The sequence below is a fragment of the Pseudomonas helleri genome (assembly GCF_045830615.1).
Taxonomy (GTDB): Bacteria; Pseudomonadota; Gammaproteobacteria; order Pseudomonadales; family Pseudomonadaceae; genus Aquipseudomonas; species Aquipseudomonas helleri.
The window spans coordinates 286,500-311,491 of the sequence record NZ_CP174501.1; the positions used below are offsets into that span (position 1 = coordinate 286,500).

At 58.7% G+C, this 24,992-nt stretch carries 24 protein-coding genes; 11 read left to right on the forward strand and 13 right to left on the reverse strand.

From position 1 onward, the window contains the following. The first annotated feature begins 68 nt into the window (after window positions 1–68). Window positions 69–455 carry an MAPEG family protein gene (locus ACJJU9_RS01350; protein ID WP_153329421.1) on the forward strand — a complete coding sequence of 129 codons (387 nt, stop codon included), beginning with the start codon at window positions 69–71 and terminating at the stop codon, window positions 453–455. A 43-nt stretch (window positions 456–498) separates the two neighbouring features. On the opposite strand, the gene ACJJU9_RS01355 is transcribed toward ACJJU9_RS01350, so the two are convergent. Beyond that, window positions 499–888: a DUF3077 domain-containing protein gene (locus tag ACJJU9_RS01355; RefSeq protein WP_407729897.1), complete on the reverse strand. Its 390-nt coding sequence runs from the start codon at window positions 886–888 to the stop codon at window positions 499–501. Window positions 889–1,243: 355 nt separating this feature from the next. On the opposite strand from ACJJU9_RS01355, the gene ACJJU9_RS01360 reads away from it, so the two are divergent. Together ACJJU9_RS01360 and ACJJU9_RS01365 are read left to right on the forward strand one after the other, a co-directional pair. Continuing rightward, a complete protein-coding gene (locus tag ACJJU9_RS01360; RefSeq protein ID WP_407729899.1) occupies window positions 1,244–1,843 on the forward strand; it encodes a helix-turn-helix transcriptional regulator in 600 nt (199 codons plus the stop codon). Then, complete coding sequence (locus ACJJU9_RS01365) at window positions 1,833–2,708, forward strand: queuosine precursor transporter (RefSeq protein WP_273221861.1); 876 nt, start codon at window positions 1,833–1,835, stop codon at window positions 2,706–2,708. The genes ACJJU9_RS01360 and ACJJU9_RS01365 overlap by 11 nt, the downstream gene beginning before the upstream one ends. A gap of 67 nt (window positions 2,709–2,775) precedes the next feature. Here the strand turns inward: ACJJU9_RS01365 and queC are convergent, their stop codons facing one another. Beyond that, window positions 2,776–3,477 (reverse strand): 7-cyano-7-deazaguanine synthase QueC, encoded by a 702-nt coding sequence (queC, locus tag ACJJU9_RS01370; RefSeq protein WP_407729900.1) that lies wholly within the window; start codon window positions 3,475–3,477, stop codon window positions 2,776–2,778. Window positions 3,478–3,775: 298 nt separating this feature from the next. Then, window positions 3,776–4,918: a murein transglycosylase A gene (locus tag ACJJU9_RS01375; RefSeq protein ID WP_407729901.1), complete on the reverse strand. Its 1,143-nt coding sequence runs from the start codon at window positions 4,916–4,918 to the stop codon at window positions 3,776–3,778. A 129-nt stretch (window positions 4,919–5,047) separates the two neighbouring features. Here ACJJU9_RS01375 and ACJJU9_RS01380 point away from each other — a divergent pair, with 129 nt between their 5' ends. Further along, window positions 5,048–5,497 (forward strand): cytochrome c, encoded by a 450-nt coding sequence (locus ACJJU9_RS01380; RefSeq protein ID WP_048370870.1) that lies wholly within the window; start codon window positions 5,048–5,050, stop codon window positions 5,495–5,497. A gap of 83 nt (window positions 5,498–5,580) precedes the next feature. Here ACJJU9_RS01380 and ACJJU9_RS01385 read toward each other — a convergent pair whose 3' ends face one another. From ACJJU9_RS01385 to ACJJU9_RS01400, 4 genes are all read right to left on the reverse strand, one after another. Continuing rightward, on the reverse strand, window positions 5,581–5,976 hold the full coding sequence (locus tag ACJJU9_RS01385; RefSeq protein ID WP_048370869.1) for a DUF1090 domain-containing protein: 396 nt from the start codon (window positions 5,974–5,976) through the stop codon (window positions 5,581–5,583). 87 nt (window positions 5,977–6,063) lie between these two features. Then, window positions 6,064–7,701 carry an NAD-dependent DNA ligase LigB gene (ligB, locus tag ACJJU9_RS01390; RefSeq protein WP_407729902.1) on the reverse strand — a complete coding sequence of 546 codons (1,638 nt, stop codon included), beginning with the start codon at window positions 7,699–7,701 and terminating at the stop codon, window positions 6,064–6,066. A 146-nt stretch (window positions 7,702–7,847) separates the two neighbouring features. Then, window positions 7,848–9,038 carry a methionine adenosyltransferase gene (gene metK, locus ACJJU9_RS01395; protein WP_153375467.1) on the reverse strand — a complete coding sequence of 397 codons (1,191 nt, stop codon included), beginning with the start codon at window positions 9,036–9,038 and terminating at the stop codon, window positions 7,848–7,850. Window positions 9,039–9,057: 19 nt separating this feature from the next. Next, window positions 9,058–10,053: a metalloregulator ArsR/SmtB family transcription factor gene (locus ACJJU9_RS01400; RefSeq protein WP_048370865.1), complete on the reverse strand. Its 996-nt coding sequence runs from the start codon at window positions 10,051–10,053 to the stop codon at window positions 9,058–9,060. Between the two features lie 261 nt (window positions 10,054–10,314). On the opposite strand from ACJJU9_RS01400, the gene tkt reads away from it, so the two are divergent. The 5 genes from tkt to fba all read left to right on the forward strand — a co-directional run bounded on the left by tkt (window position 10,315) and on the right by fba (window position 16,226). Then, the gene (tkt, locus tag ACJJU9_RS01405) at window positions 10,315–12,312 is read left to right on the forward strand and encodes a transketolase (RefSeq protein ID WP_407729903.1); all 1,998 of its coding nucleotides are present in this window, start codon (window positions 10,315–10,317) and stop codon (window positions 12,310–12,312) included. 121 nt (window positions 12,313–12,433) lie between these two features. Further along, window positions 12,434–13,489: an erythrose-4-phosphate dehydrogenase gene (epd, locus tag ACJJU9_RS01410; protein WP_407729904.1), complete on the forward strand. Its 1,056-nt coding sequence runs from the start codon at window positions 12,434–12,436 to the stop codon at window positions 13,487–13,489. 26 nt (window positions 13,490–13,515) lie between these two features. Further along, on the forward strand, window positions 13,516–14,679 hold the full coding sequence (locus ACJJU9_RS01415) for a phosphoglycerate kinase (RefSeq protein WP_123750837.1): 1,164 nt from the start codon (window positions 13,516–13,518) through the stop codon (window positions 14,677–14,679). Window positions 14,680–14,711: 32 nt separating this feature from the next. After that, complete coding sequence (locus ACJJU9_RS01420; protein ID WP_048370857.1) at window positions 14,712–14,930, forward strand: hypothetical protein; 219 nt, start codon at window positions 14,712–14,714, stop codon at window positions 14,928–14,930. Window positions 14,931–15,161: 231 nt separating this feature from the next. After that, window positions 15,162–16,226: a class II fructose-bisphosphate aldolase gene (gene fba / locus ACJJU9_RS01425; RefSeq protein ID WP_131060610.1), complete on the forward strand. Its 1,065-nt coding sequence runs from the start codon at window positions 15,162–15,164 to the stop codon at window positions 16,224–16,226. 129 nt (window positions 16,227–16,355) lie between these two features. Here the strand turns inward: fba and ACJJU9_RS01430 are convergent, their stop codons facing one another. Further along, complete coding sequence (locus ACJJU9_RS01430; RefSeq protein ID WP_353232957.1) at window positions 16,356–16,748, reverse strand: hypothetical protein; 393 nt, start codon at window positions 16,746–16,748, stop codon at window positions 16,356–16,358. Window positions 16,749–16,937: 189 nt separating this feature from the next. On the opposite strand from ACJJU9_RS01430, the gene ACJJU9_RS01435 reads away from it, so the two are divergent. Together ACJJU9_RS01435 and ACJJU9_RS01440 are read left to right on the forward strand one after the other, a co-directional pair. Next, complete coding sequence (locus tag ACJJU9_RS01435) at window positions 16,938–17,432, forward strand: YgjP-like metallopeptidase domain-containing protein (protein ID WP_048385012.1); 495 nt, start codon at window positions 16,938–16,940, stop codon at window positions 17,430–17,432. A 42-nt stretch (window positions 17,433–17,474) separates the two neighbouring features. After that, window positions 17,475–17,771, forward strand: coding sequence for a helix-turn-helix domain-containing protein (locus ACJJU9_RS01440; protein WP_048370849.1), 297 nt, complete (start codon window positions 17,475–17,477; stop codon window positions 17,769–17,771). On the opposite strand, the gene ACJJU9_RS01445 is transcribed toward ACJJU9_RS01440, so the two are convergent. The 5 genes from ACJJU9_RS01445 to mdtD form a co-directional block, all read right to left on the reverse strand. Next, window positions 17,768–18,220: a GNAT family N-acetyltransferase gene (locus tag ACJJU9_RS01445; RefSeq protein ID WP_048370847.1), complete on the reverse strand. Its 453-nt coding sequence runs from the start codon at window positions 18,218–18,220 to the stop codon at window positions 17,768–17,770. The two genes, ACJJU9_RS01440 and ACJJU9_RS01445, sit on opposite strands and share 4 nt — an antisense overlap. 74 nt (window positions 18,221–18,294) lie before the next feature. Further along, window positions 18,295–20,469: a YccS family putative transporter gene (gene yccS / locus ACJJU9_RS01450; RefSeq protein WP_407729905.1), complete on the reverse strand. Its 2,175-nt coding sequence runs from the start codon at window positions 20,467–20,469 to the stop codon at window positions 18,295–18,297. Window positions 20,470–20,575: 106 nt separating this feature from the next. Then, complete coding sequence (locus tag ACJJU9_RS01455; RefSeq protein WP_123750932.1) at window positions 20,576–21,754, reverse strand: NAD(P)/FAD-dependent oxidoreductase; 1,179 nt, start codon at window positions 21,752–21,754, stop codon at window positions 20,576–20,578. 144 nt (window positions 21,755–21,898) lie between these two features. Then, the gene (gene dbpA, locus ACJJU9_RS01460) at window positions 21,899–23,236 is read right to left on the reverse strand and encodes an ATP-dependent RNA helicase DbpA (RefSeq protein ID WP_241486415.1); all 1,338 of its coding nucleotides are present in this window, start codon (window positions 23,234–23,236) and stop codon (window positions 21,899–21,901) included. Window positions 23,237–23,452: 216 nt separating this feature from the next. Then, a complete protein-coding gene (mdtD, locus tag ACJJU9_RS01465) occupies window positions 23,453–24,883 on the reverse strand; it encodes a multidrug transporter subunit MdtD (protein ID WP_048370838.1) in 1,431 nt (476 codons plus the stop codon). Window positions 24,884–24,992: the final 109 nt, after the last annotated feature.

A 24,992-nucleotide genomic window follows, 5' to 3' on the forward strand; every position in this document is an offset into this window, starting at 1 on the left:
GAGGCTCTTAGCCTGTGGACGGGTGCTGATCGGCATGCTCGTGATGAAACTCTAAAAAGGAAAGTCCCATGACCGTTGCCTTCTGGTGTGTATTGATTGCCCTGTGTTTGCCGTACGTCTGTACCGGCATTGCCAAGTTCAGCCAAGGCAAGTTCGGCCCCCGACAAAACCATGACCCGCGCGCGTTTCTCGCCACCCTAGAAGGGTCTGCCAAACGCGCCCACAACGCCCAGCTCAACAGCTTTGAAGTGACCCCGGCCTTTGCGGCGGCGGTGATCATTGCCGACATCGTGGGCAACGCCCAGCCAGTGACCATCGATGTGCTGGCGGTGCTATTCATCACCAGCCGCCTGCTGTACATCATCTGCTACCTGGCCGACTGGGCGCTGTTGCGCTCGATTGTCTGGTTTATCGGCATGGGGCTGATTGTCAGCTTCTTTTTTGTGTCGATGTAACTTGCGTGTGTCCTGCCGGGGGCGAACCAGCGCCCCCTGTCAGTCACTCAGTTGCCTGCCAATCGGTTTGGCCCGGGATCATTTCCCACGAAGCTGTCAGCCCCATCAGAGAATTTTCAATGTACTGTCTGGCCTTTTCGACCCTGTTGATGATCAGTAACGCGTGATCACGTTGTACCCCGTTTAGCGCATTGCTGACTTCATTGGCCGATCGCGCTGCGCAACGCAGCAAATCAGACGCACAGCTCAAGGCGGCTTGAAGGTTGGCGCTGTCCTTGAGTGTTGTAATGGCTGACGGTGATACATCGAGCATTGACGTATCGGGCAGATAGAAATCGAGTGCCCGATCAGCGGCTGCGCGGTCCAGCACAAGCGTGTCAATTGCAGAGCCTTCTGGCACAAAGTCGATTGAAGCCGGAGATGTTTTTTTCACGGGAAACCCCACGCGTAGGGAGGATGGCTATTGGGTGAGTGTCAGTTCTGCGTGCAATAAGTATTAAACGTGCTTTTCATAAAAGTTAACACGTGTCCAAAGTAATGGTTAATCTCAAGTAATCAATAATAAAAATATGTGCAGATAATTCGCCGTGTTTTTTAACGCTATGGCTGTTCAAGTTGCCTACATGCTAGGCGGATAGTTCGTTCGTGATAAAAAGACTATGTGTGTGATGAAATCTTTTGTCTTGTTTTCCTTGCTGGTTTTATGGGCGAAACATTTGCACTATGAGTCCGTCTCAAGCGTTGAAGGTAAGTCGTAGGCTCGGCGTGTACAGTGTGAGGGGGGTAAGATGCATCGAAAAGAAAAGAATGAAAATTTAAAAAGTAATATTCGCTATTTGATCAAGAGTCGCGGAGAAAGTCAGGTATCACTGTGTGTTGCCAGTGGTCTGACACGGACCACGATCTACAATATTTTAGAAGGTAAGGTATCTAATGTTCAGCACTCCACCGTGCGCAAAATATCTAATTTTTTTGGCGTGTCTTACGAAGAAATAGAACGAATAGATTTTGAAGAAAAAGAAACGCTGGAGCGGAGTGCTTCAATCGAAGGGAACATGAATCCGGCGGCTGTACCCATTCTTAAAGAAGGGCAATTAATCAGTTGTCTTGATAAGCCAATTGGTGAATTGGTGACGCGTTTTCCACTCACTTACTATTTCGGCTCGGCTCATAACATGGTGGCTGTTATTTTGGAATATCGACGTTATGCATCTTATGGGGCCGGTGATGTCTTGATCGTTCACAAGGGCTGCGTGAACAGGGTAGGCGACCACTTGGCATACGACACGGGCACTTTGCGGCTCAGTATCGTGGACGGTCAGTCGATTGAATCGAGTGGGCTATGTGTGATCGGGTATATCGTCGAGGAGCGTTTCAATGACCTGTAAGTGTGAGGCGGATAACTCCAGGTACAAACTGCTTGGCTTCGATAATCATAAAAGCCGGGTCATTGTCATGGTGGTGGCAACCGGTAAAGTGATCAAAGTTAAGCTGTCTGAGTTAATAAGCAGCGAGGTGATGGATAATTTTAATCCGGCCGAGGTCAAGACAATTCATAAAAAGCTCTACTCGCAAGAGGGCTCTGTGACCGCCTACGACTTCAAAGACCGTCACGAACGTTCATGGATGATCTATGTTGTTTTGAATCTGCTGTTATTTACCCTCTACATATTCACCAGTATTGCGGCCACCAAACCTATTTTTCTGGAGTGGCCGGGCATTGTGGTAACACCGGGGGCTTTTTTATACCCATTGACCTTTCTTATTGTGGATGTACTCAATGAGTCTTATGGTCTCAGGCTTGCAAGAAGGGCCATATTTTTTGCCTTTGTGAGTAACGCACTCATTATTGCCATGCTCAGCGTAACGACTTATCTGCCAGGACTGTCTGACTGGAAACTGGATGAGCCCTATAACCAGGTGATTGGTCACCTGTCTTCAGTGCTGATCGCGTCGTTAATTTCATTTTTGGTATCGGAGTACGTCAATACCTACTTGCTGTGCAAGATTAAAGAATTGACGAATTCGAGGTTCTTGTTTCTCCGGGTGTTCCTGAGCACCTTTATCGCGGTCATTATTGACAGTTTTCTTTTTTGCTTTCTGGCGTTTTATGGCGTTATGGAAACCAGTGTCATCCTTGACATGATCGTTATCCAGATTCTTATCAAAGTGAGCTTTGCATTTTTTAACGTGTTCCCGGCGTATGGCATGAGGGCGCTGTTAAGCAAATACATGACGGTGGAGAGCAGGTAAGCGCCCGGCAATGATTCGCTGACTATCAACACGCCCAGCGTGTTGATAGTGGCTGACGTGCAAGGCGCTATGCGGCTTTTTGCAGCTTTGCCTGCAAGCGTTGGCGAACACCTGCTGTGTCGTTCAAGTACTCGGCCAACCCTTTTGCCCGCAAGCTGCAGGCGGCGCAGTGAGTGCAGCCCGGGCCCTGGATGCCGTTGTAGCAGGTCAGGGTTTGGTCACGAATCACGGCCAATTGCTGGTATTCATCGGCCAGCGCCCACACTTCGGCTTTGTTTAGCCACATCAGTGGCGTTTCGATACGTACGTCGTAGGCCATGCCCAAGGTGATGGCCTGGTTCAGTGATTTGACGAACGCGTCGCGGCAGTCCGGGTAGCCTGAAAAGTCTGTTTCGCATACGCCGGTAATCACGGTGTTGGCCTGCACCTGGTAGGCATAAATAGACGCCAGGGTGAGAAACACAATATTGCGCCCGGGCACGAAGGTACTCGGCAAACCGTTTTCAGGTGCTGACGCGTCGGGCACGGCCATATCTTCGCGGGTCAGGCTGCTGACCGTTAAATGATTGAGCAGTGATGCATCCAGAACGGTGTGTTTAGTGGCGCCCAGTTGCTTGGAAAGCACCCGTGCAACGTCAATTTCCGCGCGGTGACGCTGGCCGTAGTCAAAGGTAATGCAGTGCACTTCGTCATACAGGGGCAGCGCCTGTAACAGACACGTCGTCGAGTCTTGCCCGCCACTGAAGACGATAACCGCTTTGTTAGTCATGTGAGGTCTCGATAAATAGGGCGAGCGTCGAGACTATTCCGCGAGGTGGGCAGGAACAAGCGGGGGAGGATTTGCAGGAGTTTTCTAGATATAGAAGAAGATTTGTCTGACTCCCCGCCGTGTAGGAGCGAGCTTGTCTCGCGATCTTTTGATCTTGGTCTAAGAGCAACCCTCACCCTAGCCCTCTCCCGAAGGAGAGGGAACCGATTGGGGGATGCTGAAGATATTCGGTGACCTGTTTGCTACGCGACAGCGCGGCGTCGAAGACGGTGCGGCAGGTCCACAGAGGCATTGGGTGTTATTGCGGCAACGCTGCGCCTTTGGGCCACAGCAGCCAGATGTTGCCTTTCTGCTTCATGTCGCCCGCGATTTTCCCGGCTTCCGGGCCGGTGCCGACGAAGAAGTCTGCGCGCACTTCACCGGCAATGGCGCCGCCCGTGTCTTGGGCGGCAACCGGGCGTACGATCGGCTGGCCGTCTGCCTGGCTGGTCGACAACCACAGCAAGCTGCCTAGCGGGATGACGCTGCGATCCACTGCCACGCTGTAACCTGCGGTCAACGGCACGTTCAACGAGCCGCGCGGGCCTTCGTTGCTGTCAGGGTTTTGCGTGAAGAACACGTAGCTGGGGTTGCTGGCCAGCAGTTCGTGCACGCGCTCAGGGTGAGCCACTGCCCACGCGTGAATGCTGCCCATGGTGACGTCTTCTTTTTTCAGCTCGCCCTGTTCCACCAACCAGCGGCCAATCGGTTTGTACGGATGGCCGTTTTGGTCGGCATAGCCGATGCGCAGTTGGCGGCCATTGTCGAGTTGCACGCGGCCCGACCCCTGAATTTGCAGAAATTGCAGGTCCATCGGGTCGGTCAGCCAGGCCAGTACCGGCGCATTGAGGCCTTGGTTGTTGATGGTTTCGGCGGTGTCGTACGGCTTGAGCACGCGCCCTTCAAGGCGACCGCGCAGGCGTTTGCCCTTGAGTTCCGGGTAGATGCTGTCCAGGTTCACCACGATCAAATCAGACGGCACGCCGTAAATAGGCACATGGGCCGCGGTGGTCTGTTTCAGGCTGCCGGGGTAGACCGGTTCGTAGTAGCCGGTGATCAAGCCGTCGCTGCTGCCTTCGGCCGAGCGCAAGCTGTACACGTCCAGGTGGGTTTGCAGAAAACTGCTGACTTCAGCCACGCTCGGGTTGGCCGGCAAGCTGGCGGCAGCGCTGCACAGGCTGCCCCAGTTAGGGTCGGCCTTGAGCCGTGTGCACGCGCTGCGCCATGAGGCGAAACCGTTTTGCAGGTCGACGCCGGTCACTTCCGGCAGCGCGCTCCAGTCGGCTTTGCTGTAGGTGGTGTGCGGGGCCGGTTTGTCGGTGTCTTTGTCGGTGCCATTGCACCCGGCCAGCAGCATGACAATCGGCAGCGCCCACGCCAGCGGCTTGAAAAGTGATCTCATCAGCGAGGTTCCTTCAAGAGTTGCCGAGGTCAGATAACCGTCGAGGCAACCCGTATATTTAATAGGGGTATTGGTCTTTGCGAGTGACACGAGGATACTGGCGACCGATTTTCGTGACGTGAAGCCACCATGACTTTTAAACAATGTTGCATTGTGTTGCTGGCCTGCCTGACGCTGTCGGCGTGTGGCGGCATTGATCCGGACTCACCGCTGGGTCAGCGTAAAGCGATTTTCAAACAAATGCTCAGTACCAGTGAAGAGCTGAGCGGCATGTTGAAGGGCCGGGTACCGTTTAACGGTCCGCGCTTTGCTGAAGCCGCCATGCAGCTCGATGCGCTGGCGTATCAGCCGTGGGCGCATTTCCCGCAGGTGAAGGACTCCGATAAAACCAGCGCCACCGACGCAGTCTGGCAGCAACAGGCACGGTTTGAAGCATTGGCCCGCGAGCTGGAGGCAGCGACAGGAGCGCTGGTGATCGCCAGCCAGCAGCAGCCGTACTCAGCCAGCCACCTGACGCCTGCGGTGCAGAAGGTTCAGGACACGTGCAGTGCGTGCCACAAGGCATTCAGGAATCACTGAGTGGGCACACTCTCTTGCCTCGCGATCTTTTGATTGTTAAAAGATCGCGAGGCAAGCTCGCTCCTACAGGGCGGTTCAGCGACTTACTTGTCCAGCTGATCCAGCGCTTCTTGCAGCTCTTTACGTGACTCGGCGAGCTTGGTTTTGCGCTTGTCGATTTTTTCCGGATCGCCTTTTTTCATGGCTTTGTCCAGGTCGGCCTGGCGCTTGCTGACTTCGTGCTTGGCGTCGAGCACCTTGTTTTCACGCTCTTTGCGCAGGCCTGCGTCGGTGCAGTTCGCCGTCACTTCGCTCAGGGCTTTTTCCAGGCCGGCCGCTTGGTTGCTGTTACCGTGGGCGCGTGCCTGTTCAAGTTGCAGGGTGATGGCTTGTTTTTTAGCGGCGCAACCGGTCAACTCTGGAGCAGGGTCGGCAGCCATCACAGGGGCGGCCAGCAGGCCGCAAACAGTCAAGAGAACAAGCGGTGAAAAACGTTTCATAAAAAGCTCCGTGACAAAAATAATGACAATACACACAATTTAAAACCCGGACGCAGCATACGCCTCGCGTAACGCTGTGGGCAGTTTCTAGTCGAAACCGGCAATTCCGGCAGCCCGTAACTGTTCACTTAAAGCCTGTACGTTCGGCTCACGCATAAATTCAGTCAATTGCGCAGCACGCTGGGCACCTATCCCGGCATACGCCTGCCAGGCCTGTTCATCGCGCGCGACCAGCGCTTGCCATGACTGCCCCAACGGCGCATCGCCGGTGGGCGGCAAGCCAAGGGCTTTTACCCATCGAGCAAACGGTTGTTGCCGCGCCGCGTGCACACTGGCGAGCAAACGTTCGCTGCTGCGCTCGCCGAAGCCGCCAATGTTAGCAAGCCGGGCGGCGTCCAGGGTCAACCAATCGAGCAGGTTATTGACCTCACCGGCTTGAATCAGCGAATTCCAAGTGCCGGGCCCGACAAACGGCATGGCCAAACCCTTCTTGCTGCTAAGCCAATTGAGCCGCGCCAAAAACTGACGTTCACAGCCCGGTGTTGCCGACCAGCAGCTCAAGGCATGGAAGTTATTGGGCTGGGGCGCCAGGACTTCAACTCGTTCACTGGCGCGCAAGGCCACGCTGTCGAGCCTAGGAATGGTCATGCCCGCCAGGCTGATGGCCACGTGGTCGCCGGGGCGAATATCCAGATCTTGCCAGCGTTGCAGCGAGCCCACGCTAATGCGTTTGATCGTGCGGTCATCAAGGCGCACCGGGGTCAGCTCCAGCATGGGCGTGATGCGCCCGGTGCGGCCAATGTTGAATGTAACCTTACGTACTTCGCTCAGCGCCTGGGCATGCGGGTATTTCCACGCGGCGGCCCAGTTGGGTGGTTTGGCTTGCCAGCGTTCGGCGGCCGGGCGCTGACTTTGGCGCAACACCACACCATCGCTGGGGAACGGCAGCGGGGTGTTAAACCAATGCTCGCGCCAGTGTCGGGCGTGGTCCAGATGGTCGATGGGCTGACTGTAGGCCTGGCTGTCAGTAAAACCCAGCTCGGCCAATCGTGCCAGTCGCTCGCTTTGCGCCTGCGGGCCTTGGGGCCAATCCCATACGAACAGGCCAATGCCCTGGCCTTGTTCAGGGCTCAGCGCATGGCGGGCCATCAGCCCGGCCACGGTGCTGCGCGCGTTGACGCTGCCCGCCCTGGCCTGAACATGGCCGGGCACCCGCCAATAGAGTTCACCTTGCAACAACATGTCCACAGGCTGTGGCAAGCGTTGCGGGATGGCGCTGATCACCTGTGCAGCCGCCGTCCAGTTCTGCCCGCTAAGCCCGTCGCCGCGGCTGATGACCTGCTGTAGTTGCCCTTGGTGGTAGATCAGGGTGACGGCCACGCCATCCACTTTGGGCTGCACCCACAGGTCCTGACGGCCCTTGATCCAGTGTTCAACGGTGCGCTCATCCGCGAGTTTGGCCAGCCCGGTTTGCGCCACGGGATGAGCCACCGGGCCGCTTGCCGTTTGCAACGGGTTATCCACAGCTCGGCAGAGTTCCAGGCGGCTGCGCAGTTGGTCGTACACCGCGTCACTGACCAGAGAAACCCCCAAGCGGTGGTAACTGTCGTCCCACACCTTGAGTTGCTGGCGCAGGGCTTGCTCGTCGGCGCAGGGGTTGGCGAGGGTGTTGAAGCTGAGACACGCGAGCAAAAGCCCACTGATAACGCGGAGTATGGCCAGCATCATGAGCGTCCTTGCCCGGAGTGAACGCTTAAGGCTAGTGGAGGATGGCCGTGGCGCTTGGGCAGAGGATTGCCGAGTGTTTCGAATGCCAAAAAAAAGACACAAAAAAACCCCGGACAGTGACCTGTCCGGGGCTTCTGGCTTACTTACAAACCAGCGGCGGCGCGCAGTTCTTCAGCGCGGTCGGTACGCTCCCACGTGAACGTGGTGAAGGTATCGTTGCCAACGGTTTTGGTCTGCGGCGTGCGGCCGAAGTGACCGTAAGCGGCTGTTTCCTGGTACATCGGGTGCAGCAGGTCGAGCATGGTGGTGATGGCGTAAGGACGCAGGTCGAACACTTCACGCACCAGCTTGATGATCTTGTCGTCAGAGACTTTGCCAGTACCGAAGGTGTTCAACGAAATCGAAGTCGGTTGAGCGACGCCGATTGCGTAGGAAACCTGGATCTCGCAACGCTCAGCCAGGCCGGCAGCCACGATGTTCTTGGCCACGTAACGACCGGCGTAAGCCGCCGAACGGTCAACCTTGGACGGGTCTTTACCCGAGAACGCGCCGCCGCCGTGACGGGCCATGCCGCCGTAGGTGTCAACGATGATCTTGCGGCCGGTCAGGCCGCAGTCGCCCACCGGGCCACCGATGATGAACTGGCCAGTTGGGTTGATGTGGAACTGGGTGTCTTTGTGCAGCAGTTCAGCCGGCAACACGTGCTTGACGATCAGCTCCATCACGCCTTCGCGCAGGTCGCTGTACGACACTTCCGGGTTGTGCTGGGTCGACAGCACGATGGCGTCAACGGCAACCACTTTACCGTTTTCGTAACGGCAGGTTACCTGAGACTTGGCGTCCGGGCGCAGCCACGGCAGCAGGCCGGATTTACGGGCTTCAGCCTGGCGCTGAACCAGTTGGTGCGAGAAGGTGATCGGTGCTGGCATCAGCACGTCGGTTTCGTTGCTGGCGTAGCCGAACATCAGGCCCTGGTCACCGGCGCCCTGATCTTCAGGCTTGGCGCGGTCAACACCCTGGTTGATGTCAGGGGACTGCTTGCCGATGATGTTCATGACACCGCAGGTCGCGCCGTCGAAACCGACGTCGGAGCTGGTGTAGCCAATGTCGGTGATCACGTCACGAACGATCTGTTCCAGGTCAACCCAGGCCGAAGTGGTGACTTCGCCTGCAATGATTGCCACACCGGTTTTCACCAGAGTTTCGCAGGCCACACGGGCGTGCTTGTCTTCAGCAATGATGGCGTCCAGCACCGCATCAGAAATCTGGTCGGCGATTTTGTCCGGATGCCCTTCAGACACGGACTCGGAGGTGAAAAGGGAGTATTCGCTCATCTCGACGGTTTCCTAATATTTACCGATGGTGAGTGTCGCCAGCCGGCCGCTGAAAGTGGCGGACCTGAATCTGGAAACCATTACGTAAGCCTACATAGAGGCTTTCCCCGGGAACGAGTCCCGCAGCGGTGGCCCAATGGGCCAGATCATCTTGTTCAAAACCTAGCCACAGATCGCCGCAAGCCTCGCGGGCCCACGCCTGATTATGGCTACACAACTCTGTTACCAGCAGGCTACCGCCAGGTTTCAACAAGGTGGCCAGTTGCCTGAGTGCATCGGCCGGTGCCGCGAAATGGTGCAAGACCATGTTCACCACCACGCAATCGGCCTGCAGGTGCGCATCGTGCAGCGCGTCGGCCAGGAGCAGGCTGACGTTGTTCAGTGACTCGCGTTCACACAGCTGGCGGGCCAGCTCAAGCATTACCGAGCTGTTGTCCAGTGCCGTGACGTGCTGGAAGCGTTGGGCCAGGTCGGGCAAGAAACTGCCGTCTCCGGGGCCGACTTCAAGGGCCGTGGCAGCTGGGCTGAAGCTCTGTTTGTCGAGCAGCGTCAACACGCTGTCCCGATACTGTGGCACGCCAGCGATCAAGTCCTGTTGAGCTCGAAATTTCTCGGCGATACGCGAGAAAAAGTCCTGGCTGGCCGCTGCTCGTTGTCCATGTACGGCACTGATGCGCGCTTGCACGTCGGCGGGCAGGGTCAGGTTGTCGACCTCTTCCAGCAATGCAGCATGCAACTTGCCGCCCAGCAGTTCGGTGTGGGGCAGGGCACGACGATAAAAAATGGCATTGCCTTCGCGACGCGTGGCCACCAGTTGTGCCTGGGACAACACCTTGAGGTGGTGGCTCATGCCTGACTGGCCGGTGGCAAATATGTGCGTCAGTTCCAGCACTCCAAATGAATCGTTGGCCAACGCGCGCAGCACATTGAGTCGCAGCGGGTCACCTCCGGCCTTGCACAGGGCGGAGAGCTCGTCGCAATCGTCATGGCGGATAGAAGGCACGCGTAAGTTCATGGGGGCGCAGTCTAGTTACCCGTCTCACACCTCGCAAGTTCAATATCAAAACTTTTTGATATTGATCGATAACCGGTTCGTTGGTCGGATGACCTGCACTCAATAACGAAATGAAATGTCCGATCTTCAACAGGTTGAACGGTTAAGCGCATGAAAAACGCTTCAAGCGACTATCTGTCATTGCCCCGAAGGCGGTGGGTGAGGGAAAATGCTCACCTTTTTTCCGTTTCGATTTAACTTTCAATACCCAGGAGAACAGCGATGCCCAGCCGTCGTGAGCGTGCCAACGCCATTCGTGCACTCAGCATGGATGCCGTGCAAAAAGCCAACAGCGGCCATCCAGGTGCCCCTATGGGTATGGCGGATATCGCCGAAGTACTGTGGCGCGATTATCTGAAGCACAACCCGAGCAATCCTTCGTTCGCTGACCGTGACCGCTTCGTGCTGTCCAACGGCCACGGCTCGATGCTGATCTACTCGTTGTTGCACCTGACCGGCTATGACCTGTCGATCGACGACCTGAAAAACTTCCGCCAACTGCACAGCCGTACCCCGGGCCACCCGGAGTTCGGTTACACGCCGGGCGTAGAAACCACCACTGGCCCGCTGGGTCAGGGCCTGGCCAATGCCGTGGGCTTTGCCCTGGCTGAAAAAGTCATGGGCGCGCAGTTCAACCGTCCTGGCCACAACGTTGTCGATCACCACACCTACGTGTTCCTGGGTGATGGCTGCATGATGGAAGGCATTTCCCACGAAGTTGGCTCGTTGGCCGGCACCTTGGGCCTGAACAAGCTGATCGCGTTCTACGACGACAACGGCATCTCGATTGATGGCGAAGTTGAAGGCTGGTTCACCGACGACACGCCAAAGCGTTTCGAAGCCTACAACTGGCAAGTGATTCGCAACGTTAACGGCCACGATCCGGAAGAAATCAAAACCGCCATCGACACTGCGCGTAAAAGCGACAAGCCAACGCTGATCTGCTGCAAAACCACCATCGGTTTTGGCTCGCCGAACAAGCAAGGCAAAGAAGATTGCCACGGTGCTCCACTGGGCAACGACGAAATCGCCCTGACCCGCACTGCGCTGAACTGGAACCACGGCCCGTTTGAAATCCCGGCCGATATCTACGCCGAATGGGATGCCAAGCAAGCCGGTGCTGCCGTTGAGTCCGAGTGGGACAAGCGCTTCGCCGCCTACGCTGCCGAGTTCCCGGAACTGGCCAGCGAACTGACCCGTCGCCTGAGCGGCAAGCTGCCTGCCGACTTCGATGCCAAGGCCAGCGCCTACATCGCTGAAGTCGCGGCCAAAGGCGAAACCATCGCCAGCCGTAAAGCCAGCCAAAACACCCTGAACGCCTTTGGCCCTCTGCTGCCTGAACTGCTGGGCGGCTCGGCTGACCTGGCCGGTTCCAACCTGACCCTGTGGAAAGGTTGCAAAGGTGTGAGCGCTGAAGACGCCAGCGGCAACTACGTGTACTACGGCGTACGTGAGTTCGGCATGAGCGCCATCATGAACGGCGTTGCCCTGCACGGCGGCCTGGTGCCTTACGGCGCGACCTTCCTGATGTTCATGGAATACGCCCGCAACGCCATCCGCATGTCGGCCCTGATGAAGCAGCGTGTGATCTATGTGTTCACCCACGACTCCATCGGTCTGGGCGAAGACGGCCCGACGCACCAGCCGGTTGAGCAATTGACCAGCCTGCGTACCACGCCGAACCTGGACACCTGGCGCCCAGCCGACGCAGTGGAATCTGCAGCGGCCTGGAAATACGCCCTGGAGCGCAACGACGGCCCGTGCGCGTTGATCTTCTCGCGTCAGAACCTCAACCACCAAACCCGTGATGCTGGCCAGATCGCCAACATCAACCGCGGTGGTTACGTGCTCAAGGACTGCGCAGGCGAGCCTGAGCTGATCCTGATCTCGGCCGGTTCCGAAGTCGGCCTGGCCGTTCAGGCGTACGAGAAATTGACCGAACAAGGCCGCAAGGTCCGTGTGGTGTCGATCCCGTGCACCAGCGTGTATGAAGCTCAAGATGCAGGCTACAAGCAGTCGGTTCTGCCGCTGCAAGTGAGCGCGCGTATTGCGATCGAAGCCTCCCACGCAGACTACTGGTACAAGTACGTGGGCCTGGAAGGCCGCGTGATCGGCATGACCACCTACGGCGAGTCGGCGCCTGCGCCTGCCTTGTTCGAAGAGTTCGGCTTCACCGTGGAAAACATCCTGGGTCAGGCTGAAGAGCTGCTGGAAGACTAAGCAATCCCCCCGTAGGAGCTACCGAGGTACGAAGGCTGCGATCTTTTAAACATCAAAAGATCGCAGCCTGCGGCAGCTCCTACGGGGGATCGTTGTGTTTACACCCTGATAAGAGAACCCCATGCCTCAACTGCGTCCTTACAAAGTTGCACTCAACGGCTACGGCCGGATTGGTCGTTGCGTCTTGCGTGCGTTGTTTGAGCGAGGGCCGGCTGCCGGGTTTGAAATTGTTGCACTGAATGATTTGGCCGATATGGCCAGCCTCGAATATTTGACGCGCTTCGACTCCACCCATGGCCGGTTCCCCGGCGACATACGGATCGAAGGCGACTGCCTGCATATCAACGGCGACTGCGTGAAAGTGTTCCGCAGTGCCACCCCCGAAGGTATCGACTGGGCCGCGCTGGGCGTGGATCTGGTGCTGGAATGCTCCGGCGTCTATCACTCCCGTGCTGACGGCCAGCGTTTTCTCGATGCCGGGGCACCCCGTGTGCTGTTCTCGCAGCCAATGGCCAGCGAAGCCGATGTTGACGCGACCATCGTGTATGGCGTCAACCAGCACACCCTTACCGGCGACGAGCGCCTGGTGTCCAACGCCTCGTGCACCACCAACTGCGGCGTGCCGCTGTTGCGCCTGCTCGACGAAGCGTTCGGCCTTGAGTACGTATCCATTACCACGATTCACTCGGCCATGAACGACCAGCCGGTGATTGATGCCTACCACCATGAAGACCTGCGTCGTACACGCTCGGCGTTTCAGTCGGTGATTCCGGTGTCCACCGGCCTCGCCAAAGGCATTGAGCGCTTATTGCCGGAACTTGCCGGGCGGATTCAAGCCAAAGCCGTGCGTGTGCCGACCCTGAATGTGTCATGTCTGGACATTACCCTGGTCACGGCGCGTGACACCGACGCCACCGAAGTGAACCGCGTGTTGCGCGAGGCGGCCACCAGCGGCCCGCTCAAAGGCCTGTTGGCGTACACCGAGTTGCCGCACGCCAGTTGCGATTTTAACCACGACCCGCATTCGGCCATCGTCGATGCCAGCCAGACCCGCGTTTCCGGCCCACGGCTGGTGAACCTGCTGGCCTGGTTCGACAACGAATGGGGTTTTGCCAATCGAATGATCGATGTGGCCGAGCACTATTTGCACATCACTCACCCTAAACCCGCTCTCTAACATTAGAACCTCAGGAACTGCGACCCATGACCGTGTTGAAGATGACCGACCTCGATCTCCAAGGTAAGCGCGTACTGATCCGCGAAGACCTCAACGTCCCGGTAAAGGACGGTGTTGTCGCCAGCGATGCGCGCATCCTTGCTTCGCTGCCGACCATCAAGCTGGCCCTGGAAAAAGGCGCAGCGGTTATGGTCTGCTCGCACCTGGGGCGTCCGACTGAAGGCGAGTTCTCGGCCGAGAACAGCCTCAAGCCAGTCGCTGACTACCTGAGCAAAGCCCTGGGCCGCGAAGTGCCGCTGGTCAGCGACTACCTGAACGGCGTCGACGTTAAAGCGGGCGACATCGTGTTGTTCGAAAACGTGCGCTTCAACAAGGGCGAAAAGAAAAACGCTGACGAACTGGCCCAGCAATACGCCGCCCTGTGCGACGTGTTCGTGATGGACGCTTTCGGTACCGCGCACCGCGCTGAAGGCTCGACCCACGGCGTTGCCAAGTTCGCCAAGGTTGCCGCTGCGGGCCCGTTGCTGGCCGCTGAACTGGACGCACTGGGCAAAGCCCTGGGCGCCCCGGCCAAGCCAATGGCGGCCATTGTTGCCGGCTCTAAGGTGTCGACCAAACTCGAAGTGCTGAACAGCCTGAGCCAGATCTGCGACCTGCTGATCGTTGGCGGCGGCATTGCCAACACCTTCCTGGCGGCTGCCGGCCACCCGGTGGGCAAATCGCTGTACGAACCCGACCTGCTGGACACCGCCCGCGCCATCGCGGCCAAGGTCAACGTGCCGCTGCCAACCGACGTCGTGGTTGCCAAGCAATTCGCAGAAACAGCCGAAGCGACCGTCAAACTGATCGGCGACGTGGCCGCTGACGACATGATCCTGGACATTGGTCCACAAACTGCAGCGCACTTCGCTGACCTGCTGAAATCGTCCAAAACCATTTTGTGGAACGGTCCGGTAGGCGTGTTTGAGTTTGACCAGTTCGGCAACGGCACCAAAGTGCTGGCACAAGCGATTGCTGACAGCGAAGCCTTCTCGATTGCTGGCGGTGGCGACACCCTGGCGGCCATCGACAAATACGGCATTGCTGATCAAATTTCGTACATCTCTACAGGTGGCGGTGCCTTCCTGGAGTTCGTTGAAGGCAAGGTACTGCCTGCTGTTGAAATTCTGGAAAGCCGCGCCAAAGCCTGACTATGACTCAGGCCCTGAAAGGAAGCATGGACATGGTCAAGTTGTTACCGCTGTTGATAGTTGCGGGCTTTTTGGCCGGTTGCGCCGGTTCGGCCCCGCCGCCGGCAGAGGCCGCCACTCCCGAAGAGAGTGGTTGCTACCAGGCCGACTGGCAGGCGCAGAGCGTGCCGCTGGTCAATAAACGCTCAGGGCCTGAAGCGCTGGAAAAATACGAGACCCCGCAAGCCTCAAAAGGGCGCGGGTGTCCTTGAGGCTAATACTGTAGGAGCGAGCTTGCCTCGCGATCTTTTGAATTTTTAAGAGATCGCGAGGCAAGCTCGCTCCTACATAGGGCCGACCAGCCAGGGCTGGAGCTGTAACGTTTCAGCCGCATCGAATTCGCAGCACCGGGGCCAACCCCCGATCTGCAATAACTTGAATCGCAGCCGCCGCTACGGCAGGCTTGCACGATTAACGACCCTTGTCCGGGAGAGACACACACAATGGCACTTATCAGCATGCGCCAGATGTTGGACCACGCCGCCGAATTCGGCTACGGCGTTCCAGCCTTCAACGTCAACAACCTTGAGCAGATGCGCGCGATCATGGAAGCCGCTGACAAGACTGACTCCCCGGTGATCGTTCAGGCTTCGGCCGGTGCGCGCAAGTACGCAGGTGCGCCGTTTTTGCGTCACCTGATTCTGGCGGCCATCGAAGAATTCCCGCATATCCCGGTGTGCATGCACCAAGACCACGGCACCAGCCCTGACGTCTGCCAGCGCTCCATCCAGCTGGGCTTCAGCTCGGTCATGATGGACGGCTCGCTGGGCGAAGACGGTAAAACCCCTACCGACTACGACTACAACGTTCGCGTGACTCAGCAAACCGTTGCCCTGGCGCACGCTTGCGGTGTGTCGGTTGAAGGCGAGCTGGGCTGCCTGGGTTCCCTGGAAACCGGCATGGCGGGCGAAGAAGACGGTATCGGCGCTGAAGGCGTTCTGGATCACAGCCAAATGCTGACCGACCCGGAAGAAGCCGCAGACTTCGTAAAACGCACCCAAGTGGACGCCCTGGCCATCGCCATCGGTACTTCCCACGGCGCTTACAAGTTCACCAAGCCACCTACCGGCGACGTGTTGGCGATTGACCGCATCAAAGAAATCCACAAGCGCATCCCCAACACTCACCTGGTGATGCACGGTTCGTCTTCGGTGCCACAAGAGTGGCTGGCGATCATCAACCAGTACGGCGGCGACATCAAAGAAACCTACGGCGTGCCGGTTGAAGAAATCGTTGAAGGCATCAAGTACGGCGTGCGCAAGGTCAACATCGACACCGACCTGCGTCTGGCCTCGACTGGCGCCATGCGTCGCCTGATGGCAACCAACCCAAGCGAGTTCGACCCGCGCAAGTTCTTCGGCGCAACCGTAACGGCCATGCGCGACGTGTGCATCGCACGTTACGAAGCCTTCGGCACCGCTGGCAATGCCTCGAAGATCAAGCCGATCTCCCTGGAAGCCATGTACCAGCGTTACCTCAAAGGTGAGCTGAACGCCAAGGTCAACTAAGCCTTAAGCGTCATGAAAAAGCCCGCAGCGATGCGGGCTTTTTTGTGCCTGGCACACGGATTCATCTGTAGGAGCGAGCTTGTCTCGCGATCTTTTAAACGATCAAAAGATCGCGAGGCGAGCTCGCTCCTACAAGGTGTGGTGTATTTTTTCGGGATCTATGCCGTTGCCCTTGAGCAGGGCGTCTACCAGTGAGCGGGCCATCTCGACCGAGTGCACCAGCGACCACACCAGCCCGCGCTCGATGCCGCTGGCCATTTCGGTGATTTCATCCGACACCTCTTCTGCCCCCTTGAGCATGATCGACACGTGCTGCAAAGCTTGCAGGGCGCGAACATCTGCCAGCACGGCAAACGGTGACTCAGGGCTGATGCCTTGCGCTTGCGTCGGCTGCAAGGTCTCCAGGTCTACGGGAGGGTCTTCGCGCAGGCGTTGGAGCAGGTCTTGGGTTGCATCATCGTGCAGATGATCATCACGCTGAATGCGTTTTGCTTTAGGACCGTCGGGCGTCGTCTTTTTCATGTCTCTTCCACGGGGATCATCGGCGACTCAAGAAGATAGCCCCCGGCCTTTCCATGCGGCAAGCAGCGCTTGCGGTCCCCGCGCTTTCTCGGAAGTGTCCGCCTCTTGGCAACGTAAACGTCTGACAAGGTAGCCATAAAAGCTGGATTCGCTACACTGGCGAACTTTTACGCTGTGCGTTGGCGCCCCATGACCGTTCTCAAATACCTCCAGGCTTACCCCCAATCGTTGCAGGATCAAGTGCGCCAATTGATCGAGCGCGACCAATTGGGCAGCTACCTGAACGAGCGTTATCCACAGCGCCATGCGGTGCAGAGCGACAAGGCCTTGTATGCCTACGCGCACGAGATCAAACAGGAATACCTGCGCAACGCGCCGTCCTTTGACAAGGTGCTGTTTGATAACCGCCTCGACCTCACCCACCGTGCGCTGGGCTTGCACACGACTATTTCGCGGGTGCAGGGTGGCAAGCTCAAGGCCAAGAAAGAACTGCGTGTGGCCTCGTTGTTCAAGGAAGCTGCGCCAGAGTTCTTGAAGATGATCGTGGTGCACGAACTGGCGCACCTCAAAGAGTCCGACCACAACAAGGCGTTCTACAAACTGTGCGAACACATGCTGCCGGGTTATCACCAGCTGGAGTTTGACCTGCGGGTGTACCTGACCTGGCGCGATGCCCGCACTTAAGCTCGCACCTACAGGTGGCGTACTACATAACGGGAGTTCTGAATGGAAGTCAGTAAAACCAAAAGCAGTTTTTACCGGCGTTTGTACGTGGCCTGGTTGATCGACAGCCAAACTGCCAGCAGTGTGCCAGCGCTGACCGACGTCACCGGCATGCCGCGCCGCACGGCCCAGGACACCATTGCCGCCCTGGCCGATCTGGATATCGTGTGTGAGTTTGAACAACAGGACGGCGCCCGCAACCATGCCGGGCGCTACCTGATTCACAGCTGGGGGCCGATCGACAAAGCCTGGGTCGGCCAGCACCTGGAGCAGATCAAGCAGGTGCTCGGTTACCCTTAAGCCCGGCGCATGCCGATGTGCGGGATGTCATCTTCGAGGTACGTCTCGCCTTCGGCCCGAAACCCGTGCTGCTCATAAAATGGCTGCAAGTGCGCTTGCGCGGACATGAAAATCGGTTGCCCGGACCAATACTCTTCGATGTTTTCCAGCGCCACTTCCAGTAGGCGGTGCCCAAGCTTTTGCCCGCGCCCCTGTGGCGCAATGATCACCCGGCCAATGACCACGTCGCCGCCCTGGGATTCGGGGTCGAGCAAGCGGGCGTAGGCCACCAGCTTGTCGTCTTGCCAACCCATCACGTGCAGCGTATCGCCCGACAGGTCTTGGCCGTCGACATCTTGGTACGCGCATTTCTGTTCAACGACGAAGACTTCCGAGCGCAGCTCCAGAATGGCGTAGAGCTGTTCTTTGCCCAGATCGTCGTGGTGTTTGCAGAGCCAGTCAGTGGTCACGGTGTTGTCCTTGTTATCGAAACGATGGCCCGATAGTAGGCGTGATACTGACTGGCGCCAAGCTGCGATAAATCCTACGGAGCATTGACCAAATGTGCGGCCAGGGTGCGCAACGGGCCGAGTTGGCGGCAGATCAGCGCCAACTGGGTTTGCACCAGCCGCAGGTTCTCATCAATGTCATCCGGCATCTGCTCCAGCTCATTGGCCAGTTTTTCTTCCTCGTCGCTTTGCACCGGCACCGGCAGCTTGGCGCTCAAGCCCTGGGCAATCTGGTCGATGCTGTCGGCAATGCGCCGCCCGGCGCCTTCGATCAACTGCTCGCGCAGCTCTGCCGGCAGCTCAGTGCCGCGATGCGCACCCAGCCCCGACAAGTAACTGAGCAAGGTGTGCGAGAGCACCAGAAAGCGGAAGCCCATGTCGGCATCCTTACGGAAATGCCCCGGCTCCATCAGCATGTTGGCCAGCGTGGTCGACAGCGCCGCATCGGCGTTGTGGGCGTTACGCCGGGCCAGACGATAGGCCAGGTCGTCGCTTTTGCCCTGGGCGTATTGCTGGAGGATCTGGCGCAGGTACTGGCTGTTGCAGCTCAAGGTATTGGCCAGCGCCTGATTGAGCCGACGGCCCTGCCAGTCCGGTAAGAACAGGAACACCGCTGCCGCCGCAATCACGCTGCCCACCAAGGTATCGAACAGCCGTGGCAAGAACAGCCCGTAACCGTCGCCCACCTGGTTGAAGCAGAACAGAACCATCAAGGTAATGGCCGCCGTGCTCAAGGTGTAACGCGTGGTGCGGTTGGTAAAGAACACCACCCCGGCCACCACCGCAAACAGCGACTGAATGATGGGGTTGGGGAACAGGTCGAACAGCGCCCAGCCCACCGCCAGACCAATGGCCGTGCCGATAATCCGCTGGCTGAACTTGCGCCGTGTCGCGCCGTAGCTTGGCTGGCAGACAAACAGCGTGGTGAGGATGATCCAGTAGCCCTGGCTTGGGTGAATCCAGTGCACCATGCCAAAACCGATGCTCAGCGCCAAAGGCAGGCGCAGGGCATGGCGAAAGATCAGCGACGTCGGTGTGAGGTGCTGACGCAGGCGCGACCACACGTCCTTGAGGTTGCGCGGCGAACGGTCCAGCAGGCTGCTGTCGGTGGCATCGGCCAGGGCGTCGGGGTTGCTCGCATCGCTGAGCAAACGGTCCAGCGTGCCGAGGTTGGCCGCCAGCGCGCGCAGTGAGCGCAGCAGCCCGCGCCAGGCCGGGTTGCTCTGAATGCGCAAGTGTTCGAGGGAGGCGTGCAAGTCGCCCAAGGCCTCGGCAAAACTGTCGTCATAGACAAACGGCTGGCGCAGCTTGATCGACTCCGACAGGCGCTGGCAGGCCACACCTTGCTGGCGCAGCAGGCGTTGGCAACGGAACATCACGTCACTGTGGAAGAACGCGTCGGCGAGTGCGTTGTACGGGTAGTGCGATGAACTGGCGCGTTCGTGAATGTCTTGCGCGAGGAAGTACAGCTTGAGGTAACGGCTGATTTTCGAGCCCGGCCGCGAGTTGCCGACCCGGTGCAAAATGATCTCTTTGGCGGTGTTGAGCGCGGCCACTACACGGCCGTTTTGCCGGGCCAGCTCCAGGCGGCCTGCTTCTACATCCAGCTTGCGCACCGGTTCGAATAGCGCCGACTTGAGCTTGAGGTACAGGCCCAGCTCCCAAAACAACCGCGCCAGGCTTTGCTGCACCGGCTGGTTGGAAAACAGCGCCTGCCACAGCACCGAGAGCAGCCCGTACCAGGCCGCACCGGCCACCAGCAACAGCGGCTCGTGCCAGAAGTCGGTGACTTCGCCACCGCGCTGGTCCACGCCGATCATGGTGTACACGGCCAGAATCAACGTGGCCGAGGCAATCGCCCCGTACCGTTCACCCAGCGCCCCGAGCATGGTCAGGGCAAAACTGGCCAGGGCCAGCGCGATGACCAGCAGCCAAGGGTAGGGGAAGAGTAATTCGACACTGAGCGCCGAGGCGCTGAAGCACACCAGCGTGACCAGCAACGCATTCAGGCGGCCTTGCCAGCTGTCATCGGTTTCGGCTAGGGCGCTGGCAATAATCCCCAGGAACAAAGGAATCAGCAGCGACATCTCGTCCTGATACCAGCAAAAAGCCATGCTGCCGGTCAGGGCGATGAACACCCGGACGCTGTAACTGAACTTGTCCCGCGCCCACAAGCGGCGCAGTGATTGGCTGAAAGAGGTCGATGACATGGAGTGGCGGTGCCTGGCTCGTGATTCGCTAAATTGAGGCAGATAAGACGCTAGTGCAATGGCACTGTTCACATCGGACAGAAAATATTTTCAGTACAGGGGCGTGTCAAACAAACTGCGCGGCCGCATACCCCGACGCCCACGCCCACTGGAAGTTGAAACCGCCCAGGTGGCCGCTCACATCCAGCACTTCGCCGACAAAATACAGCCCCGGGCTTTTCAGCGATTCCATGGTCTTGGACGACACTTCGCGGGTGTCCACGCCGCCCAGCGTGACTTCGGCAGTGCGATAGCCCTCGGTCCCGGCGGGCACGACGGTCCAGCACGCCAGCTTGTTAGCCACGTCGGCCAGTTCACTTGGGGTGTATTGCTTCATGGGTTTGGACACGAACCAATGCTCGGCCAGCAGGTTGGCCATCTTCTTGGTGAAGATTTCCCCGAGCAGGGTTTTCAGCTCGCTGTTCGGGCGTTCGGCCTGTTGTGCTTGCAGCCAGCTCAGTGCGTCCAGATCCGGCAACAGGTTGATCTCAACCGTGTCACCGCTGTTCCAGAACGACGAAATCTGCAAAATCGCCGGGCCGCTCAGGCCGCGATGGGTAAACAGAATGTTCTCGCGAAAACTCTGATCGTTGCAGCTCACCAGGCAGTCCACCGAGGTGCCCGACAGTTCGCTGCAAATCTCTTTGAGCTGATCGGTAATGGTGAACGGCACCAGCCCGGCACGGGTCGGCAGCAAGGTGTGGCCAAACTGCTTGGCCACTTGGTAACCAAACCCGGTGGCGCCCAGCGTCGGGATCGACAAGCCGCCGGTGGCGATCACCAGCGACTGGCAGTTCAACTGATCCAGTGTGGTTTTGAGGCTGTAACCGCTGTCGGTTTTTTCGATCTGCTCCACCGAGGTGTCCAGGTGCAGGCTGACACCGGCTTGCTGGCACTCGCTGAGGAGCATCTCAAGGATGTCGCTGGACTTGTTATCGCAAAACAACTGGCCGAGTTTTTTCTCGTGGTAAGGCACGCCGTGCTTGCTCACCAGCTCGATGAAATCCCATTGGGTGTAGCGGGCCAGCGCTGATTTGCAGAAGTGCGGGTTCTGCGACAGGAAGTTGCCCGGCTCGGTGTACATATTGGTGAAGTTGCAGCGCCCACCGCCCGACATCAGGATCTTTTTGCCCGCCTTGTTGGCGTGGTCGATCAGCAACACCTTGCGCCCACGCCCGGCAGCGGTCAGCGCGCACATCAAACCTGCGGCGCCAGCGCCAATAATCACAACGTCGGTGGTACGCAAAGCGGTGTCCTCGGTAAAAACAGCCCTCACCCCAGCCCTCTCCCAGAGGGAGAGGGAGCCAGACCGAGGAGATTTCTGAGATGTATGCAAATCAGCCCCCTCTCCCTCCGGGAGAGGGTTGGGGTGAGGGGCTCTTAAATGGGGTTACAACACCCGAACGCGCAGCGAGCGGCCTTTGATTTTGCCTTCGCTCAAGCGCTGGCAGGCCTGCTTGGCAACAGTGCGATCCACGGCCACGTAGGCCTGGAAGTCAAAGATCGCGATTTTGCCGACCTGGGCACCGGGGATGCCTGCGTCGCCGGTCAAGGCACCCAGAATGTCGCCCGGGCGGACTTTGTCTTTGCGGCCTGCGCCGATCACCAGCGTGCTCATGGCGGGCAGCAACGGGGCGCCGCCCTTGGAGGTCAGGGTGTCCAGCGATTCCCAGTTCAACGGAGCCTTTTGCAGTTGCTCGATGGCCTGGGCGCGGTGCGCTTCAGACGGCGCCACCAGGCTGATCGCGATGCCTTTTTCGCCTGCACGGCCGGTACGGCCAACGCGGTGAATGTGGATCTCCGAATCACGCGCCAACTCAACGTTGATCACCATGTCCAGTGCGTCGATGTCCAGACCGCGGGCGGCCACGTCGGTGGCAACCAGCACCGAGGTCGAGCGGTTGGCAAACATCGCCAGCACTTGATCGCGGTCGCGCTGTTCCAGGTCGCCGTGCAGGCCAACAGCCGAAATGCCCTTGGAGGTCAGGTGGTCAACGGTTTCTTGCACCTGCTGCTTGGTGAAGCAGAACGCCACGCACGACTGCGGACGGAAGTGCCCCAGCACTTTGGTCACGGCGCTCATGCGCTCATCGGGTGCGATTTCGTAGAAACGTTGCTCGATCTGGCTATCCGTGTGCAGCGCCTCGGCTTTGACTTGCTGCGGGTCGCGCATGAACTTGGAAGCCAACTGCTTGATGCCCACCGGGTAAGTGGCCGAAAACAGCAGGGTCTGGCGACGTGCCGGGGTCTGCACAATGATGTCTTCGATGGCGTCGTAGAAACCCATGTCGAGCATGCGGTCGGCTTCGTCGAGCACCAGCGTGTTCAGGCCGTCGAGCACCAGCGAACCTTTGCGCAAGTGCTGCTGGATACGCCCTGGCGTGCCGACGATGATGTGCGCGCCGTGTTCCAGCGAGCCGATTTGCGGGCCGAACGACACGCCGCCACACAGGGTCAGCACTTTGATGTTGTCTTCGGCGCGGGCCAGACGGCGGATTTCCTTGGCCACCTGGTCAGCCAGTTCGCGGGTAGGGCAGATCACCAGCGCCTGGCAACCGAAGTAGCGCGGGTTGATCGGGTTCAGCAGGCCGATGCCGAAGGCGGCGGTTTTGCCGCTGCCGGTCTTGGCCTGAGCGATCAGGTCCATGCCTTTGAGGATCACCGGCAAGCTCTGCGCCTGAATCGGCGTCATCTGGGCATAACCGAGGGAGTCGAGGTTAGCCAGCATGGCGGCGGACAGGGGGAGCGTGTTGAAAGCGGTGGCAATGGTGGTCACGGGACTGGCCTGCAAAACAAAATGTCGCGCAGTGTAACAGCCCGTTGCCCAATGCCCGAACATTCTGGACGAGAAGTCATCACCTTCCTGTAGGAGCGAGCTTGCCTCGCGATCTTTTGATCTTTTTAAAAGATCGCGAGGCAAGCTCGCTCCTACAGAGTGAACGGGTTAATGATCCAGCTCATGCTCCGAGTTGGCTTTGGGCTTGCGCCCGTCCTGCGGTGACAGTTGCAGAAAAATCGCCGCTGCCAGCATGGCCATGATGCCGACGGTCAGGAACGTCAGTTGGAACGCCCCCAGCACGGTGTGCACGTCATCACCGGCGCCGTCACCCGAGAACCCGCCCAGCAAGGCACCGGCACAGGCAACCCCAAGGCTCAACGACAACTGCGCCACCACCGAAAGCAAGCTGTTGCCGCTGCTGGCGCTAGCATCGTCCAGGTCGATCAGGGTTACGGTGTTCATGGCGGTGAACTGCAGCGAGTTGATGGCCCCCAAAATCGCCAGCATCGTCAGCAGCAGCGGGTACGGGGTTTGAGCCGTGACCAGGCCCATGCTGGCCAGCATGATGCCGAGTGCCAGCGTGTTGCCGGTCAGGATCGTGCGATAGCCCAGACGCTCGATCAACGGCCGTGCGCCCCATTTGGCCAGCATGGCGGCGGCTGCCAGCGGCAACATGCTCATGCCGGCGTCTGACGGTGAATAGCCCAGCGCCACTTGCAGCAGCAACGGCACCAGAAACGGCAAGGCGCCGCTGCCCAGGCGGGCAAACAGGTTGCCCAAAATGCCCACGGCAAAAGTTTTGGTTTTAAACAGCGTCGGGGAAAACAGCGGGTTGCTGATGTTGGCGGCCCGCAGCCAGTACGCTGCCAGGCACGCCAGCCCGGCAAACAGCAGCAACATGACCCGCAGGTGCGGCATGTGCAGTTCGCCCAGGCCTTCCATGGCAATGGTGATAAACACCATGGCCGCGCCAAACAGCAAGAAGCCCCAGGCATCGAAGCGTGAGCGCCCGTCGCCGCGCAAGTCGGGGATCATTTTCCAGACTGCCCAGCAGCCGAGCATGCCCACCGGCAGGTTGATCAAAAAGATCCAGTGCCAGCTCAGGTACTGCACCATCCAGCCGCCCAGAGTGGGGCCGATCAGCGGGCCGAGCAGGCCGGGGATGGTAATAAAGCCCATGATCCGCACCAGTTCCGAACGCGGGTAGGCCTTGAGCACCACCAGCCGCCCGACCGGCACCATCAAGGCACCGCCCAGGCCTTGAAGCACGCGGGCAGCGATCAATTCGTTGAGCGTGCCGGACAAGGCGCACAGCAGCGAGCCGAGGCTGAACAGCAAAATGGCGCTGAAGAAGATTTTTTTGGTGCCGAAGCGGTCAGCGATCCATCCCGAGGCCGGGATCAGCAAGGCCACCGTGAGCATGTAGGCAACGATCACCCCTTGCATGCGCAGCGGGTTTTCCTTGAGGTCGCTGGCCATGGCCGGCAGTGCGGTGTTGAGGATCGTGCCGTCGAGCGACTGCATGAAGAACGCGATGGCCACCACCCAAGGCAACCACCGTAAAATTTCGGGCGTGAGAACCGGACGTTCGGGCATAGGACCTCTTTCTAATTGTTCATCCCATTCTCTGTAGGAAGAGCCGGTCGACGCTCGATTGCCTCGCGATCTTTTGATCGTTTAAAAGATCGCGAGGCAAGCTCGCTCC